The 15,642-nt window shown below is 70.8% G+C and carries 15 protein-coding genes and 2 pseudogenes; 8 read left to right on the top strand and 9 right to left on the bottom strand.

Going from position 1 to position 15,642, the window contains the following annotated elements; translation table 11 throughout:
* Nucleotides 1-84: 84 nt before the first annotated feature.
* From AC2W7G_RS02280 to AC2W7G_RS02270, 3 genes are all read right to left on the bottom strand, one after another.
* Nucleotides 85-1,284, bottom strand: a complete 1,200-nt coding sequence (locus AC2W7G_RS02280) for an MFS transporter (protein ID WP_485867006.1) — start codon at nucleotides 1,282-1,284, stop codon at nucleotides 85-87.
* Nucleotides 1,281-1,694 carry a MarR family winged helix-turn-helix transcriptional regulator gene (locus tag AC2W7G_RS02275; protein WP_485867005.1) on the bottom strand — a complete coding sequence of 138 codons (414 nt, stop codon included), beginning with the start codon at nucleotides 1,692-1,694 and terminating at the stop codon, nucleotides 1,281-1,283. Before AC2W7G_RS02275 ends, AC2W7G_RS02280 begins: the two co-directional genes overlap by 4 nt.
* Before the next feature lie 91 nt (nucleotides 1,695-1,785).
* Nucleotides 1,786-2,364 carry a TetR/AcrR family transcriptional regulator gene (locus AC2W7G_RS02270; RefSeq protein WP_485867004.1) on the bottom strand — a complete coding sequence of 193 codons (579 nt, stop codon included), beginning with the start codon at nucleotides 2,362-2,364 and terminating at the stop codon, nucleotides 1,786-1,788.
* Between the two features lie 82 nt (nucleotides 2,365-2,446).
* On the opposite strand from AC2W7G_RS02270, the gene AC2W7G_RS02265 reads away from it, so the two are divergent.
* Nucleotides 2,447-3,163 (top strand): SDR family oxidoreductase, encoded by a 717-nt coding sequence (locus AC2W7G_RS02265; protein WP_485867003.1) that lies wholly within the window; start codon nucleotides 2,447-2,449, stop codon nucleotides 3,161-3,163.
* 75 nt (nucleotides 3,164-3,238) lie between these two features.
* On the opposite strand, the gene AC2W7G_RS02260 is transcribed toward AC2W7G_RS02265, so the two are convergent.
* From AC2W7G_RS02260 to AC2W7G_RS02250, 3 genes are read right to left on the bottom strand one after another with little or no spacing between them, the layout of a single operon-like run.
* On the bottom strand, nucleotides 3,239-3,985 hold the full coding sequence (locus AC2W7G_RS02260) for a succinate dehydrogenase/fumarate reductase iron-sulfur subunit (protein WP_485867002.1): 747 nt from the start codon (nucleotides 3,983-3,985) through the stop codon (nucleotides 3,239-3,241).
* Nucleotides 3,982-5,937, bottom strand: a complete 1,956-nt coding sequence (locus AC2W7G_RS02255) for a fumarate reductase/succinate dehydrogenase flavoprotein subunit (RefSeq protein ID WP_485867001.1) — start codon at nucleotides 5,935-5,937, stop codon at nucleotides 3,982-3,984. The genes AC2W7G_RS02260 and AC2W7G_RS02255 overlap by 4 nt, the downstream gene beginning before the upstream one ends.
* A gap of 3 nt (nucleotides 5,938-5,940) precedes the next feature.
* Complete coding sequence (locus tag AC2W7G_RS02250) at nucleotides 5,941-6,657, bottom strand: succinate dehydrogenase cytochrome b subunit (RefSeq protein WP_485867000.1); 717 nt, start codon at nucleotides 6,655-6,657, stop codon at nucleotides 5,941-5,943.
* Here AC2W7G_RS02250 and AC2W7G_RS02245 point away from each other — a divergent pair.
* Together AC2W7G_RS02245 and AC2W7G_RS02240 are read left to right on the top strand one after the other, a co-directional pair.
* Nucleotides 6,575-7,135 (top strand): LysR family transcriptional regulator, encoded by a 561-nt coding sequence (locus AC2W7G_RS02245; protein WP_485866999.1) that lies wholly within the window; start codon nucleotides 6,575-6,577, stop codon nucleotides 7,133-7,135. The genes AC2W7G_RS02250 and AC2W7G_RS02245 overlap by 83 nt on opposite strands.
* Nucleotides 7,039-7,631: pseudogene (locus AC2W7G_RS02240) on the top strand (LysR family transcriptional regulator substrate-binding protein). The gene AC2W7G_RS02245 and the pseudogene AC2W7G_RS02240 overlap by 97 nt, the downstream one beginning before the upstream one ends.
* Here AC2W7G_RS02240 and AC2W7G_RS02235 read toward each other — a convergent pair.
* Both AC2W7G_RS02235 and trpS read right to left on the bottom strand, forming a co-directional pair.
* Nucleotides 7,628-8,146, bottom strand: coding sequence for a 2'-5' RNA ligase family protein (locus AC2W7G_RS02235; RefSeq protein ID WP_485866998.1), 519 nt, complete (start codon nucleotides 8,144-8,146; stop codon nucleotides 7,628-7,630). The pseudogene AC2W7G_RS02240 and the gene AC2W7G_RS02235 sit on opposite strands and share 4 nt — an antisense overlap.
* A 5-nt stretch (nucleotides 8,147-8,151) precedes the next feature.
* Nucleotides 8,152-9,183, bottom strand: a complete 1,032-nt coding sequence (gene trpS / locus AC2W7G_RS02230) for a tryptophan--tRNA ligase (protein ID WP_485866997.1) — start codon at nucleotides 9,181-9,183, stop codon at nucleotides 8,152-8,154.
* Here trpS and AC2W7G_RS02225 point away from each other — a divergent pair.
* Nucleotides 9,173-9,310, top strand: a pseudogene (locus tag AC2W7G_RS02225) (galactokinase family protein); the annotation flags it as partial. The gene trpS and the pseudogene AC2W7G_RS02225 overlap by 11 nt on opposite strands.
* A gap of 298 nt (nucleotides 9,311-9,608) precedes the next feature.
* A complete protein-coding gene (locus AC2W7G_RS02220; RefSeq protein WP_485867007.1) occupies nucleotides 9,609-10,361 on the top strand; it encodes a hypothetical protein in 753 nt (250 codons plus the stop codon).
* Here AC2W7G_RS02220 and AC2W7G_RS02215 read toward each other — a convergent pair.
* Nucleotides 10,336-12,441: a glycosyltransferase gene (locus AC2W7G_RS02215; RefSeq protein ID WP_485866996.1), complete on the bottom strand. Its 2,106-nt coding sequence runs from the start codon at nucleotides 12,439-12,441 to the stop codon at nucleotides 10,336-10,338. The two genes, AC2W7G_RS02220 and AC2W7G_RS02215, sit on opposite strands and share 26 nt — an antisense overlap.
* A gap of 223 nt (nucleotides 12,442-12,664) precedes the next feature.
* On the opposite strand from AC2W7G_RS02215, the gene AC2W7G_RS02210 reads away from it, so the two are divergent.
* The 3 genes from AC2W7G_RS02210 to AC2W7G_RS02200 form a co-directional block, all read left to right on the top strand.
* Nucleotides 12,665-13,573 (top strand): hypothetical protein, encoded by a 909-nt coding sequence (locus AC2W7G_RS02210; protein WP_485866995.1) that lies wholly within the window; start codon nucleotides 12,665-12,667, stop codon nucleotides 13,571-13,573.
* 313 nt (nucleotides 13,574-13,886) lie between these two features.
* Nucleotides 13,887-14,729 (top strand): prephenate dehydratase, encoded by an 843-nt coding sequence (locus AC2W7G_RS02205; protein WP_485866994.1) that lies wholly within the window; start codon nucleotides 13,887-13,889, stop codon nucleotides 14,727-14,729.
* A 196-nt stretch (nucleotides 14,730-14,925) separates the two neighbouring features.
* Nucleotides 14,926-15,642: GNAT family N-acetyltransferase (locus tag AC2W7G_RS02200; RefSeq protein WP_485866993.1), on the top strand; the 717-nt coding region annotated here is incomplete at its 3' end.

The following is a 15,642-nucleotide window of genomic DNA, read 5'->3' as shown; positions in this document are numbered from 1 at the left end:
CGCGCGCGCCGCGCCGTGACGACCTGTGACCTGTGTCTCCCTGCGCTGGTCCCGCCGCTCATTACCGTGGCTCTGGACTCGCCCTTACCAAGGAGTAACCATGGCCGACACCAGCACGATGCCGCCGCCCGCGAGCAGCGACCAGCGTCCGCCGAGCTCCTCGCCGACCCAGCCGATGAACGGCGAGCCGATCGGGCCGCCGCCCATGAAGACCATGAGGTAGAGCGCCGCGACGCGCCCGCGCATCTCGGGGTCCGACGTCATCTGGATCGTCGCGTTCGCCGCGGTGACCATGGTCAGGGCGGCCAGGCCGACGAACGGCAGGATCAGGGCGTAGGTCAGGTAGGTCGGCATGAGCCCCGCGGCGATCTCCAGCACCGCGAACACCAGCGCCGCGCCGACGACCAGGCGCAGGCGCGGCCGGGCCCGGCGGGCGGCGATGAGCGCGCCGGCCAGCGAGCCGATCGCCATGACCGACCCCAGCACGCCGTACTCCCCCGCGCCCTCGCCGAACACGTCGGTGGCCATGAGCGCGCTGGTCATCTGGAAGTTCATGCCGAACGTGCCGACGAAGAACACCGTGGTGAGGATCAGCACCAGGTCCGGGCGCGAGCGCACGTAGCGGACGCCGTCGCGCACCGCGCCCTTGCCGCGGCGCGAGACCGGGGCCGGGTGGAGCTGGTCGACGTCCAGGCGGGTCATCGACCACAGCACGGCGAAGTAGCTCAGGCCGTTGACGAGGATGACCCAGCCCGCGGCGCCCGCGCCCGAGCCGAGCGCGGCGATGAGCAGGCCGGCGACGGCCGGGCCGATCATGCGCGCGGCGTTGAACGAGGCCGAGTTCAGGCCGACCGCGTTGGGCAGGTCGTCACGCGAGACCATCTCGCCGACGAACGACTGGCGCGCCGGGGCGTCGAAGGCGGTCGCGACGCCGAACAGGAAGGCGAGGACGTACACGTGCCAGGTCTGCACGACGCCGGTCACGGCCAGCACGCCCAGGGCGAGGGCGGGAGCGGCCATGGCCACCTGCGTCCACATGAGGACGCGGCGCTTGGGGAACCGGTCGGCGACGACGCCGGCCAGGGGCGAGAAGAGCAGGGCGGGGAGGAGCTGGAGCCCGGTCACCAGGCCGAGGGCCGTGCCGCTGCCGGTCAGGACCAGCACCAGCCAGTCCTGCGCGACGCGCTGCATCCACGTGCCGACGTTGGAGACGATCGCTCCGGCGGCGTAGGTGCGGTAGTTGGGGACGGCCAGGGCCTTGAAGGTGGGGCTCGTACGGATCACTCGCTCTCGGACAGACGGTCGAACAGGACGGTGGCCTTGCGCAGGAGGGCTCGCTCGTCGGTGGACAGCGCGCGCAGGCGGCGGTCCAGCCAGGCGTCGCGCCGGGCGCGCTCCTCGGCGAGGACGTCCTCGCCCTTGCCGGACAGGCGGACCAGCACCTGGCGCCCGTCGTCGGGGTGCGGCTCCCGCAGCAGGAGGCCGTCGTCGACCAGGCAGCCGATGGTCCGCGTGACCGAGGGCGGGCTGACCCGCTCCCGATGGGCCACCTGCGAGGGGGTGCAGGGGCCGAGGAGGCGCACCGTGCCCAGCACCGACAGCTGCGTGGCGGTCATCGCCGAGTGGCGCTCCTGCCGCAGCCGGCGGTTCAGCCGGGCGACGGACGTCGCGAGCTTCTGCGCATCGGTAGGCACTTACTTAGCATAGTTCATTACCTGTGCTAACTAAGTCGTGAGCGGGTGGGCTCGCTCACCCGCGGCAGCGGGACGTGACGAGGGCCCGGCCTCAGGGGACGTCCGCGCGGCGCGCGTGCGCCGGTGCGGGCACGGCCGCGATCGCCGCCTCGGCGATGGCGCGCAGGTCGTCGAGGGTGCCGCCGTCGCGGGCGCAGCCGGACATGCCGCGCAGGACGGCGAGCAGGAACCAGGCCAGCTGCTCGGTGTCCACCGAGGCGTCGAGGTCGCCGTCACGGACCCCCTGGTCGAGGCGGTCCTGGAGCCGCTGGCGCAGGAGCGCGCGCTGCGGCTCGAGCCGTGGCTCGGTCAGCACCAGGCACCCGGCCGGCGTGGCCGGGTCGGTGTGGGCGCGGGCGGTGTCGTCCAGCACCCGGGCGACGGCCTCGCGCACGGTCGGCAGGGCCGTGGCGGCGTCGACGCCCTCGCACGTCCGCCGGAAGTACTCGGCCGAGGCCTCCTCGAAGAGCCGGTGCTTGTCGCCGAACGCCGCGTAGAGGCTGGGCGGCGTCACGCCCATCGCCGCCGTGAGCATGGCCACCGAGGTGCCCTCGTACCCCGTGCGCCAGAACTGCTCGACCGCCGACGCCAGGGCGGCGTCGCGGTCGAAGCTGCGAGGTCGGCCGGCCATGTCCCGAGCATAACGTATCGATCACTACAGAACGTGCTACGCTCCGAACCAATCAATAGCGATCACTACAGAATGGACGGTCATGGATCTCAACGGTGCGGTGGTGCTGGTCACCGGAGCGAACCGAGGCATCGGTGCGGAGTTCGTCGAGCAGCTGAAGCGACGGGGAGCGGCCAAGATCTACGCCGCCGCCCGCGACGCGGGCTCGATCCGGGCCGAGGACGTGCACGCGCTCGAGCTCGACGTCACCGACGCCGGGCAGGTCCGCGCGGCGGCGGCCGCGGCCGGTGACGTGCAGGTGCTCGTCAACAACGCCGGGATCTCCACGGGCACCGCGCTCGTCACCGGGGACGAGGCGGCCATCCGGCGTGAGATGGACACGAACTTCTTCGGGCCGCTGCTCATGACCCGCGCGTTCGCGCCGGTCCTGGCGTCGCACGGCGGGGGCGCGATCCTCAACGTCGTCTCGGCGCTGTCGTGGTTCACCGCCCCGGGCGCCGGCGCGTACGCCGCGTCGAAGGCGGCCGCCTGGATGCTCACCGACAGCACCCGGCTCGAGCTCGCCGCGCAGGGCACCCACGTCGTCGCCGTGCACATGGGCCTGGTCGACACCGACATGGCCCGCGGCGCGGACGGGCCGAAGATCGCCCCGTCCGCGCTCGCGAACGCCGCTCTCGACGCCGTCGAGTCCGGTGCGCAGGAGGTGCTCGCCGACCACTGGGCCCGGTTCGTCAAGTCCGGCCTGGCGCAGGATCCGCAGGCCCGCTACCAGCAGATCTTCGGCGCCCTGAGCGCCTGAGGGTCGCCCCCACGACACGACGAGGCCCCCGTCCGCCGCAGCGGTCGGGGGCCTCGTCGTGGGTGGTGCGAGCCGTCAGGCCTCGCCGCGCGAGAGCGCGCCGAGCAGGTCGCGGTTGAGCCGCGAGATGGTCGACAGCGGGATGCCCTTGGGGCAGGACGCCGTGCACTCGCCGATGTTGGTGCAGCCGCCGAAGCCCTCGGCGTCGTGCTGGGCCACCATGTTGATGACGCGCGAGTCGCGCTCGGGCTGGCCCTGCGGGAGCAGGCCCAGGTGCGTCACCTTCGCGGCGGTGAACAGCATCGCCGAGCCGTTCGGGCACGCCGCGACGCAGGCGCCGCAGGCGATGCACGTGGCCGCGGCGAACGCGTCGTCCGCGTCGTGCTTGGCGACCGGGGCCGCGTTGGCCTCGGGGGCCGAGCCGGTCGGCGCGGAGATGTAGCCGCCGGCCTGGATGATGCGGTCGAACGCGCCGCGGTCGACGACCAGGTCCTTGATGACCGGGAACGCCTTGGCCCGCCACGGCTCGATGTCGATGTGGTCGCCGTCCTTGAAGCTGCGCATGTGCAGCTGGCAGGTGGTGGTGACCTCCGGGCCGTGCGCCAGGCCGTTGATGACGATGCCGCACATGCCGCAGATGCCCTCGCGGCAGTCCGAGTCGAAGGCGATGGGGTCCTCGCCCTCGAAGGTCAGCTGCTCGTTGAGCACGTCCAGCATCTCCAGGAAGGACATGTGCTCGCTGACGTTGTCGAGGGCGTAGGTGACCATCTTGCCCTCGGCCTCGGCGTTCTTCTGGCGCCAGGCGCGAATGAAGATCCTCACTTGTAGCTCCTCGCCTTCATCTCGATGTACTCGTACGTGAGCGGCTCCTTGTGGAGCACCGGCTTGTCGCCGGCGAACTCCCACGCCGCGGCGTAGGCGTACTCGTCGTCGTGCCGCAGCGCCTCGCCGTCCTCGGTCTGGCTCTCGGCGCGGAAGTGGCCGCCGCAGGACTCGGCGCGGTTGAGCGCGTCGATGCACATGAGCTCGCCGAGCTCGATGAAGTCCGCGACGCGTCCGGCCCGCTCGAGGGACTGGTTGAGCTCCTCGTTGGTGCCCGTGACCTTCACGTTCGTCCAGAACTCGTTCTTGAGCTCGCGGATGAGCCCGATGGCCTTGAGCAGGCCCTCCTCGGTGCGCTCCATGCCGCAGTACTCCCACATGATGTGGCCGAGCTCCTTGTGGATGGAGTCGACCGAGCGCGCGCCGTTGATGCTCAGCATCTTCTGCACCCGCTCCTCGACCTCGCGCAGCGCCTCCACGACGGCCGGGTGGTCGTCGGGGACGGGCTCGAACGGGCCGGCGGCCAGGTAGTCCGGCAGCGTCGACGGCAGCACGAAGTAGCCGTCGGCCAGGCCCTGCATGAGCGCCGAGGCGCCCAGGCGGTTGGCGCCCTGGTCGGAGAAGTTGGCCTCGCCGGCGCAGTACAGGCCGGGGATGGTGGTCTGCAGGTCGTAGTCGACCCACAGGCCGCCCATGACGTAGTGCACGGCCGGGTAGACGCGCATGCCCGTCTCGTACGGGTCCTCGCCCGTGATGCGGGCGTACATGTCGAACAGGTTGCCGTACTTGGCCTCGACCGTCGCGCGGCCCATGCGGGCGATCGCGTCGGCGAAGTCCAGGTAGACGCCCAGGCCGCCGGGGCCCACGCCGTAGCCCTCGTCGCACGCCGTCTTGGCCGCGCGCGAGGCGATGTCGCGGGGCACGAGGTTGCCGAAGGCCGGGTAGCGACGCTCCAGGAAGTAGTCGCGGTCCTCCTCGGGGATCTCGCGCGGGTCCTTCTCCAGGTCGGCCTTGTTCTTGGGCACCCAGATGCGTCCGTCGTTGCGCAGCGACTCCGACATCAAGGTCAGCTTCGACTGGTAGTCGCCCGAGACCGGGATGCAGGTCGGGTGGATCTGCGTGAAGCACGGGTTGCCGAAGTAGGCGCCCTTGCGGTGCGCGCGCCACGTGGCGGTGACGTTCGAGCCCATCGCGTTCGTGGACAGGAAGAACACGTTGCCGTAGCCGCCGGTGCACAGCACCACGACGTCGGCGGTGTGCGCCTCGATCGCGCCGGTGACCATGTCGCGCGTGACGATGCCGCGAGCCTTGCCGTCGACGAGGATGACGTCGAGCATCTCGTGGCGCTCGTAGCTCTTCACCGTGCCGGCCGCGATCTGGCGCTCGAGCGCCTGGTAGGCGCCGAGCAGCAGCTGCTGGCCCGTCTGGCCGCGCGCGTAGAACGTGCGGGACACCTGGACGCCGCCGAACGAGCGGTTGTCGAGCAGGCCGCCGTACTCACGGGCGAACGGGACGCCCTGCGCGACGCACTGGTCGATGATGTTCGCCGACACCTGCGCGAGGCGGTAGGTGTTCGACTCGCGGGCGCGGAAGTCGCCGCCCTTGACCGTGTCGTAGAAGAGGCGGTAGATCGAGTCGCCGTCGTTGCGGTAGTTCTTGGCCGCGTTGATGCCGCCCTGGGCGGCGATCGAGTGGGCGCGGCGCGGGCTGTCCTGGTAGCAGAACGTCTGCACGTTGTAGCCCTGCTCGCCCAGCGAGGCGGCCGCCGCGGCGCCGGCCAGGCCGGTGCCGACGATGATCACGTTGAGCTTGCGGCGGTTGGCCGGGTTGACCAGCCGCGCGTTGAACTTGCGCGTGTCCCAGCGCTGCTCGATCGGGCCGGCGGGGGCCTTGGTGTCGTGGATGTCCTCGCCGAGGTCGAACAGGTCGGGGAAGGCGGAGGTGTCGGTCATGCGTCAGCTCCCGAGTCCGAAGAAGAAGATGGCGGTGGGCGGCAGCAGGAAGCCGACCACGATGACGAGGGTCAGGACCCAGGCCAGCGCGGTGAGGCGGCTGCCGCGGCGGGTGTCGGCCCGGTTCTGGCCCAGCGACGTGAACGCGCTCCAGATGCCGTGCCACAGGTGGAAGCCGACCGCGAGCATCGCGACGACGTACGACAGGTAGACCCACCAGATCTCGAAGCCGTTGACGACGCGCTCGTACGGGCTGTCGCTCGAGCCGCCCGGGTGGATCTGGTTTCCGGTCAGGTGCAGCAGGTGGTAGACGATGAACAGCGCGATGACCAGGCCGCCCCAGCGCAGGGTGAAGGTCGCGTACGAGCGCTGCACGCCGCGGCGGTTCTGCTTGGAGTGGTAGCGCGTGCCGTTCTTGTAGCCGGCCGCCTGGCGGTCGCGGACCGCGAGGCGCACGGCCGAGTAGACGTGCAGGACGACCGACGCCAGCAGGACGACCCGGACGACCCACAGCAGGCCCTCGTGCGGCAGCATCGGCTCGCCGAAGGTGCGCAGGTGGTGCGCGTACTCGTCGAACCCGTCCTGGCCGGCGAAGACCTTGAGGTTGCCGTACATGTGCAGCAACAGGTAGCCGACCATGATCAGACCGGTGACGGCCATCGTGTACTTGAGGACCACCGTCGAGCGGCGGGCGCGCTTCAGTGCAGGCAGAGTGACCACCGGCTCACGGTACGCCCAACACTTCGATACGCGCCAAGAGCGACTGAGGCTGTCTTTCATAGCCGTTGGCTATGATGAACGGATGCACCTGCAGCAGCTCGCCTACTTCGTCGCGGTCGCCGAGACCCGCCACTTCACCCAGGCGGCCGACCTCAGCGGCGTCTCGCAGCCGAGCCTGTCCAAGCAGATCCGGGTGCTCGAGAACTCCCTGGGCACGCCGCTGTTCGTCCGCGACCGCGGCGGCGTCGAGCTGACCAGCGCCGGCGAGGCCCTGCTCCCCCACGCGCGCCGCATCCTCATCGACGTGGAGGCGGCGCAGCGCGCGGTGCACGAGGTCGCCGGCCTGCGCCGCGGCTCGTGCGCGTCGGCGCCACCCCGAGCCTGTGCGACGCGGCCCTGGCCGAGGGCGTCGCGCGCTTCCACGAGCGCCACCCCGGCATCGACCTCGTCGTCGAGGAGGGCGGCTCGCGGCTGCTGACCCAGGCCCTCGTGCGCGGACGCCTGGACGTGGCGCTGCTCATCGCCCCCATGGCCGACGTCCAGGACGACATCGTCACCGCCCCGGTGCTGCGCGAGCGCCTCGTCCTGGCCAGCCCGCTCGACGCCGACGTGCCGGACTCCCTGGACGTGGCCGACCTGCGCGAGGTGCCGCTGGTGATGTTCCGCGAGGGCTACGACCTGCGCGACGTCACCCTCATGGCCTGCCGCGCGCCGGCTTCACCCCGCGCATCGCGCTGGAGGGCGGCGAGATGAGCGCGGTCCTGCGCTTCGTCGAGACCGGCCTGGGGCACGCGGTGGTGCCGTCGATGGTGCTGGCGAACCGGCCGCAGCTGAAGGGCACGCCGCTCACCAACCCGGTGCTGGAGCGGACGGTGGCCATCGCCCACCGCGACGTGGCCTCGATGCCGCTGGCCGCCCGGGCGTTCACCGAGGAGCTCGCCGAGCACCTGGCCCGGCTGGAGCAGCCGGTCTAGGCGCCGCCGCGCAGCGCGTACGTGCGCCGCGGCACCCAGCCCACCGCGTCCTCGTGCAGGTACAGCGCGAACTCGGTGACCGTGAACTCGGCGCGGAAGTCGCCCAGCTCCTCGTAGGCCCGGTCCAGCGCGGCGTCGTCGAGGTTCTGCGCGACGGTGACGTGCGGGTGGAACGGGAAGGACGGCTCGGGGGCGTGGATCTTGTCGCGCACCCGCTTGGCCAGCATCTCGGTGTAGGAGATGCCCTGGCTGACCGCCACGAAGACGACCGGCGAGACCGGCCGGAAGGTGCCGGTGCCGCGCAGCCGCATCGTGAAGTGCGGCAGGGCGGCGGCCGCCTCCTCCAGCGCGGCGTCCACGCGGGGCAGGTCGGCGTCCTCGACCTCGGTGGGCGGGAGCAGCGTGACGTGGCTGGGGACCGTCTGGGCCATCGGGTCGCCGAACTCGGCCCGCTTGTCGCGCAGCAGCGACCCGTGGGGCTCGGGGACGGCGATGGAGACGCCGATGGTCACCATGGCGGTCAGCCCCGCTTCACGAACCCGGAGCGGTCGTAGACCAGGTCGAGCGTCGTCGCCGCGACCTCCCGGGCCTTCTCGGCGCCCGCCGCCAGGATGCGGTCGAGCTCGCCGCGGTCGTCCAGCAACGCCCGGGTGCGGTCGCCGAACTCGCCCACGAAGTCGGCCACCAGGTCGGCCAGCGCGACCTTGAGGTGGCCGTACTGCTGGCCGGCGTACTCCTCGACGATGTTGTCGATGCTGCGGTCGGTGAGCGCGGCGTAGATGGTCAGCAGGTTCGAGACGCCCGGCTTGGCCTCGCGGTCGAAGGCGATCTCGGTGCCCGAGTCGGTGACGGCCGAGCGGATCTTCTTCAGCACCTGCTTGCGCGAGTCGTTCAGGTCCACGACGCCGGCGTGCGAGGCGTTGGAGCCGCTCATCTTGGCCGTGGGGTCCTGCAGGTCGTAGATCTTCGCCGTGGCCTTGACGATGTGCGCCTCGGGCACGGTGAACGTCTCGCCGAAGCGGTGGTTGAAGCGCTGCGCGAGGTTGCGGGTCAGCTCGACGTGCTGGCGCTGATCCTCGCCGACCGGCACCTTGTCGGCCTGGTAGACCAGGATGTCCGCGGCCATGAGGATCGGGTACGTGAACAGGCCGACGCTCGCCGCCTCGGTGCCCTTCTTGGCCGTCTTGTCCTTGAACTGCGTCATGCGTCCGGCCTCGCCGAAGCCGGTGATGCCGTTGAGCACCCAGGCCAGCTGGGCGTGCTCGGGCACGTGGCTCTGCACGAACAGCGTCGAGCGCTCGGGGTCGACGCCCGCGGCCAGCAGCTGGGCGGCGGCGACGTAGGTGCGCTCGCGCAGCAGCGCCGGGTCGTAGTCGACCGTGATCGCGTGCAGGTCGGGGATGAAGTAGAACGCGTCGAAGTCCTCCTGCAGCGCCACCCACTGCTTGAAGGCGCCGAAGTAGTTGCCCAGGTGGTAGGAGTCGGCCGTCGGCTGGGCGCCGGAGAGGACGCGCGGACGGGCCGGGGTGGGGACCGAGGACATGCTGTGCATTCTGCCAGTCGCGGAACGCGGGCCCGCCGCTAGGCTCGGCCGGGTGAGCGGGGCGGAGCAGACGGTGCAGCAGTGGTCGGTGCCCGGACGGGTGAACCTCGTCGGGGAGCACCTGGACTACAACGGCGGGGCCTCGCTGCCCATCGCGATCGACAAGGGGTTCACCGTGAAGGCGCGGCCACGCCCCGACGACACGGTCAACGTGTGGAGCGGCGGCCAGAAGGCCTCGTTCCCGGTCGCCGTGCAGCCGGGCGACGTGAGCGGCTGGGCGGCGTACGTCGCCGGCACGGTCTGGGCCGCCCGCGAGGCCGGCCACCGGCTCGGCGGCGTCGACCTCGTCCTCGACAGCGACCTGCGTCCGGCGCCGGGCTGTCGTCGTCGGCCGCTGCTGACCTGCGGGGTCGCGGTCTCACTGGACTCGCTCGGTGGCTGGGAGCCAGGGCCCCACCGACCTCGCGATCTTGGCCCGGCGCGCCGAGAACGACTTCGTCGGCGCCCCCACCGGCCTCATGGACCAGCTGGCCGTCATGCACGGAAGCCGCGGGCACGCCGTGCGGGTCGACGCGGCCACCGAGCCGCCGGGCGTCGAGGTCGTCCCCATCGACTGGGAGTCCGCCGGGCTCGTCCTGGCCGTCATCGCCACCGGGGTCAACCACTCGCACGCCGACGGCGGCTACGCCGACCGGCACGCCGAGTCCCGCCGCGCGGCCGAGGCGCTCGGCGTCGAGCACCTGGCCCAGGTCGGGCTGGACGCCCTCGTGCGGCTGGAGGACGAGACGCTCAAGGCCCGCACCCGCCACGTCCTGACCGAGAACGCCCGGGTCAAGGCGTTCGTCCGGGCCGCGGCCGACGGGTCCTGGACGCAGGCCGGCACGATCCTCACCGCGTCCCACGCCTCGCTGCGCGACGACTACCAGGTCAGCGCCGCCGAGCTCGACGTCGCCGTCGACATCCGCAGGCTCGAGGCCGGCGCGCTCCGGCGCCCGCATGACCGGCGGCGGCTTCGGCGGCAGCGCCATCGCCCTGGTCGAGCGCGACAAGGCCCCGGCCATGGCCACGGCGGTCGAGGCCGCGTTCGAGCACATGAGCTGGAGGAAGCCCCAGGTCTTCCCGGTCAGCCCGTCCGACGGTGCTCGCCGCGTCGGCTGAGGCTCAGCGGCCGGCCGGCACCGCGGTGACGGCGTGGTCGGCCAGGATCCGGCGCAGCTGCGCCACCGCGCCGTCGACGTCCGACAGCGTCGACCGGTACCGCACGTCCAGGCCGTCCAGGACGCTGCCGGGCTCGACGACCGCCCACACGTCGGTGCCGCTGCCGGCGTAGTCCGACCACTTCGACGGCAGGTACGGGTTCACCGGGTACAGGTGCCGGGTGTGCGCGTCGTTGACCAGCAGGACGTCCATGCGCGTGGTCAGCTCGAGGAACTCCAGGTACGGCACGTACGGCGCCGGGTCGATGACGTCCGCGAGGCCGCGCGCGGCGACCTCGGCGCGCAGGGCGTCCGGGTCGGCGGTGAAGACGCGCAGCACGACGCGGCGGCGCTCGTCCGGGGCCAGCCGCTCGAGCGCGTCGACCACCTCGGTCAGACCGCGCGTGGCGTAGAAGGCGCCGAAGTAGGCGACGTTGACCCGGTCGGGCACGCGCTCGACCGCGGCCCGCCGGCGCGAGTAGAACTCGCGCGGCAGGGTCGGGTGCGGCAGGACGACGGAGCGCGCCCGCACCGCCTCGGCCAGCGCGCGGTCCGGGTGGTAGCCGAGCATGAAGGTGCGCTGGTTCTCGTTGGTGAAGTGCACCTCGTCGGCGAGCACGTAGGCGACGAGCTCGACCAGCTCGGGAACGGTCACGTCCGGGTCGAGCGGGTGACCGGCCGCCGCCAGCCCCTCCGCGAGGGTGTCCAACACCCATCCTGGAGCCACATCGGCGGTCCTCCGGCCCCCATAGGCGTCCCACACGACCGGGTCCGAGAACTCCGCGACCCAGTGGATCCCGGGCCAACGGAGCTTAATCAGGGCCGCGAGGAGATGCGAGCCCGGCAACAACGCACGGCTGTAGACGGTGCGATACTCACCCTTATCCGCGACCCACCGCTCCACTTGCCGCAAACCTCGGATGCAGAAGGCTTGCAGCGAGCGCCACCCGAAGACGGTCGGCGGTACGGAAGCCTGGAAGTGGCGGCCCACAAAAGGACCAGCAACGTCCTCGATGCTCGGATCGATGCGTCGCAGGTGCTGCATGTCGTTCGACACGACGTCGAACACCCGTCCGCTGGCTCTCAGCCGGCGAGCGGCCACTCGCGCGCTGGTGTCCTCGAAGGGCATGAAGGTGTATAGGACGGCGAGGTCCCGCGCCACGTAGTGCTGCAACCACCGTTTCGAGATGACGTCCTCCAACCCTCGCTCACGGACGTCCTCGAGAATGCGGAGATGTGCCCCGGGGTCGTGCTCGAGAAATCGCGCTACCGGCTCCAACTGTGCCCGCACCAACGTTTCACGCAGCTCCTGCACTTCCTTCGCTTTTGGAGAGCGCTCCATCAGACGCTCAATGACGTCCAGACGTTCCGACACCGAGAACGCATAGCTGCGTTCACGTCGCGACACCGAATCAGCACGCAGGACCCGGTGATAAACCGCGCCGTCCTCCACGGGGCACACGGCGAGGGAGAAGGGAGCCGCCGCGTACAGGTCGAACCAGTAGAGGACGTCCTCCCCACTCCCGAGGGTCTCGTCGAACCTCGCTGCTCTAGCCAGCGCGATTGGGACCAGCTTCGCAGCCACGAAACCGATCGGGGTCGCGAATCCGTCGAGCTCATGGACGCCACCAGCTCGACGACCGAGGTACCGCTCGATGTAGTTGTCATAGTCAGACGGACCCAACGACCCATCCGCGGCCATGGCCACATCGGCCACGTGCGCGATGGGAACGACGCCCTCAGCAGCGTGAGTCAACAGCGATTGCAACATGGTCGGCGACACCCAGTCGTCATCGTCGAGAAAGGTGACGAACCTTCCTTGAGCACCAGCGACGCCGAGGTTGCGGGCACGCGCGACACCCGCTCGCGGGGAGAACAGCAGCCGCACGTTCAGGTCAGGCCACTCACGTCGGACGTCGGCAACCACCGTATCGGTGCCGTCGCGCTTCCCGTTCAGCACCAGCACCACTTCGAACTCATCGGCGTCCAGAGTCTGGCGAGCCAGAGATCTCAAACATCGCCCCACAACGGCCGCACCCTGGTGAGTCGGGATCACAACCGAGATGCTCACCTGCTCGACCTCCGAGTGACCTGCTGCCACGTGCTCCCCTGTTGGTCGATTACGATGGCGCGGCACTCGCCGAGCCCATGGCAGTCTAGGCGACCGCGCTGGCAGCTCGGACCACGCCACTTCAGGGAGGACCGCCGTGACGCGCTTCGCGCGAGTAGTTTTGCTCTCGAACGATCCTGATCCCGCCGTGCGACGCTTGGGCAACGCAGCTGACGAATTGACGGTGGCCGACGAGCTTGACCATGTACCGGACCACTCCTCTGACGCGGTCCTGATGATCTCGGGCGACGTGGACAGGCAAGTCGTGGCATCGGCTATCAAGAGACCCTGGACGTCGATCGGGGTCGACCTCTCGCGACCCTTCGCCGCGAACGTGTTTTCCGAGCTCCACGGTCTCCGGATGCAGGAGACGGCTTGGATCGGCGACCTCCCCGTCGCTCTCTTGAGCGTCCATGGGGACGTTCCCCTCGAAACGCGAAGCTTCCGTCTCTACTCGAGTCTCCTCGTTGATAAGTTCCACGACCAAGACGCACTCGACCGCCAGCGTTTCGAGATCGCGAGACAGCAGCGTCTACTCCTCGCCGACCAGGCTCACTTCGAGTCGGAGCGTGAGGCCCTCTTACGCAAGGTCGTCAGGTTGGAAGGGCGGGTGGCTCGGTCTCGTCGGAGTGCCAAGCAGGCCGCCCGTCGGACAGCGCGGATCGAGCGGTCGCTGCCCTTTTGGTTGTTTTCACTCTCGAAGTCGGCGATGAGACGCCTCGGCGGAAAGCGCTGGGGCCTTGCTCTGAGCGGCTGTCTCGCCGTGGCGATCCTCGTGGGCCTCACCTGGACTGCCGCCCGCCTAGGTGAGATGGGGCTGGCCGCGCTCACGACTGGAGTCTTATCTCTGGTCCTGCTGGGATTCCTGATCTTGGCGCGTGCCGTGGCTCAGACCGCTACCGAACTAACTAGGAGCATCGAGCAGTCGACGCGATCCGTCACCGAGACAACGCGGAGGTTGCAGCGCAGCCAGCGTCGTAGCCACGCTCAATTGAATGAACTGCGTGCATCCCACGAGCAGATGATGCAGCAGGTTACGCGGACCGAACTGATCCTGAGCGAACGATCCGCGCCCTCTGCGCCTCCCACCTAGCGTTGCCCTCGCTGCGCGCCAGTCGAGACCCTGGTGCGATAGAACGAACGGATGGGGCCGGTCGTCCTGGGCCGCAGAGCGTCAACCAACACGCCGGCTTCGGCGAACCCGTAAACGCATGAAGGGGCCCGGGAATCACCCGACCCCGCTGGTTCCACGTACCACAGCGCACGCCGAGGTCGGTCCGGGAAGCCTGCGCCGCGAAGGTGCTCGTGATCGCGGGATCGTCACAAGTCGACTACGAGAACCGGGATCGCCGCCCTCGGGGCGCCGGCCGGGCCGGCGCCCCGTCCTCGGGTGACACACTGAGCCGGTGAGCAGCACCCGCATCGCGTACCAGGGAGAGCCCGGCGCCAACTCCCACATGGTCATCGACGAGAACTACCCCGACGCCGAGCCCGTCCCCTGCGCGTCCTTCGAGGACGTGTTCGCGGCCGTGTCCGCCGGCGACGCCGACCTCGCGATGATCCCGATCGACAACTCGATCGCCGGGCGGGTCGCCGACATCCACCACTTCCTGCCCACCTCGGGGCTGCACATCGTCGCCGAGCACTTCCTGCGCATCCGGTTCGCGGTCATGGGCACGCCGGGCACGACGCTGGACTCGGTCAAGACCGTGCACAGCCACGTCCACGCGCTCGGCCAGTGCCGCAAGATCATCCGGGAGCACGGCTGGACCCCGCTCATCAGCGGCGACACCGCCGGCGCCGCCCGCGAGATCGCCGAGGCGCACGACCCGACCCGCGCGTCCATCTCGCCGCCGCTCGCCGCGCAGATCTACGGCCTGGACGTGCTGGCCGAGGACGTCGAGGACGAGGACCACAACACGACCCGCTTCGTGGTGCTGTCGCGCGAGCCGCGGCGCGCCCCGGCCGGCGAGGGCCCGGTCGTGACGACGTTCGTGTTCAACGTCCGCAACCTGCCCGCCGCGCTCTACAAGGCGCTCGGCGGGTTCGCCACCAACGGCGTCAACCTGACCAAGCTGGAGAGCTACATGGTCGGCGGCGAGTTCACCGCGACCCAGTTCCTGTGCGAGGTCGACGGCCACCCCGACGAGCCGGGCCTGGCCCGGGCGCTGGAGGAGCTCGCCTTCTTCACCACCGACGTGGACGTGCTCGGGGTCTACCCGGCCTCCCCGTTCCGGGCCCGCTCGTGACCGAGGGGCTGCCCTGGCCGCTGTGCGTCCCGGTCCTCACCGACGGGGTCGTGACGCTGCGCGCGCACACGCCCGACGACGTCGACGAGCTGCACGCGATGGCGACCGACCCCGAGACGCAGCGCTGGACGTCGGTGCCCGCCGACCAGCCGCGCGAGGGCAGCGCCGACTTCGCGCTGCGCCAGATCCCGGCGTGGTGGGCCGACGGCACGAGCGCGGGTTCGCGATCGAGGCGCCGGACGACGACGGACGTCCGCGCTTCGCCGGCAACGTCGACCTGCGCGGCGGACCGGTGGCCAGCATCGGCTACGCGCTGGCGCCGTGGGCCCGTGGCCGCGGCGTGATGCGCAGCGCGGTCGACCTGGTCGTCCAGTGGGGCTTCGCCGAGCGGGGCGTGGAGTCGGTGCACTGGAGCGCCCACGTCGGGAACGAGGCGTCGCTGCGCGTCGCGCACGCCTGCGGCTTCGAGCTGCTCGGCACGAGCCCGGCGTCGCTGCACGAGCGCGGACGCGTGCTGGACGCGTGGACCGCCGTCATCCGCTTCGGCGACGCCCCCACCCCGCGCACCCGGTGGGCCGAGCCGGTCGTCGTCGAGGGCGAGCGGGTGCGTCTGCGCCCGCTGCGCGAGGGCGACCTCCTGCGCGTCGTGGAGGCGTGCAACGACCCGCTCACCCGGCAGTGGGTGGACGGGCTGCCGATGCCCTACACGCTGGCGAACGCGGCCGACTTCCTCGCCGAGTCCGTCTGGCACGCGGCCACCGGCGAGAAGGCCACGTGGGCCGTCGCCGACGCCGCCGACGACCGGCTCGCGGGGCTCGTCACCGTGATGGGCCTGCGCGGCCTGGACCCCACGTCCGGCGAGGTCGGCTACTGGCCCACCGGACGCCCGGGGCCGCGGGCTCGTCAGCGAGGC

The organism is Aeromicrobium sp. PFPM2_SD2, from assembly GCF_057364525.1.
This window is presented reverse-complemented; position numbering and strand designations above follow the sequence as displayed.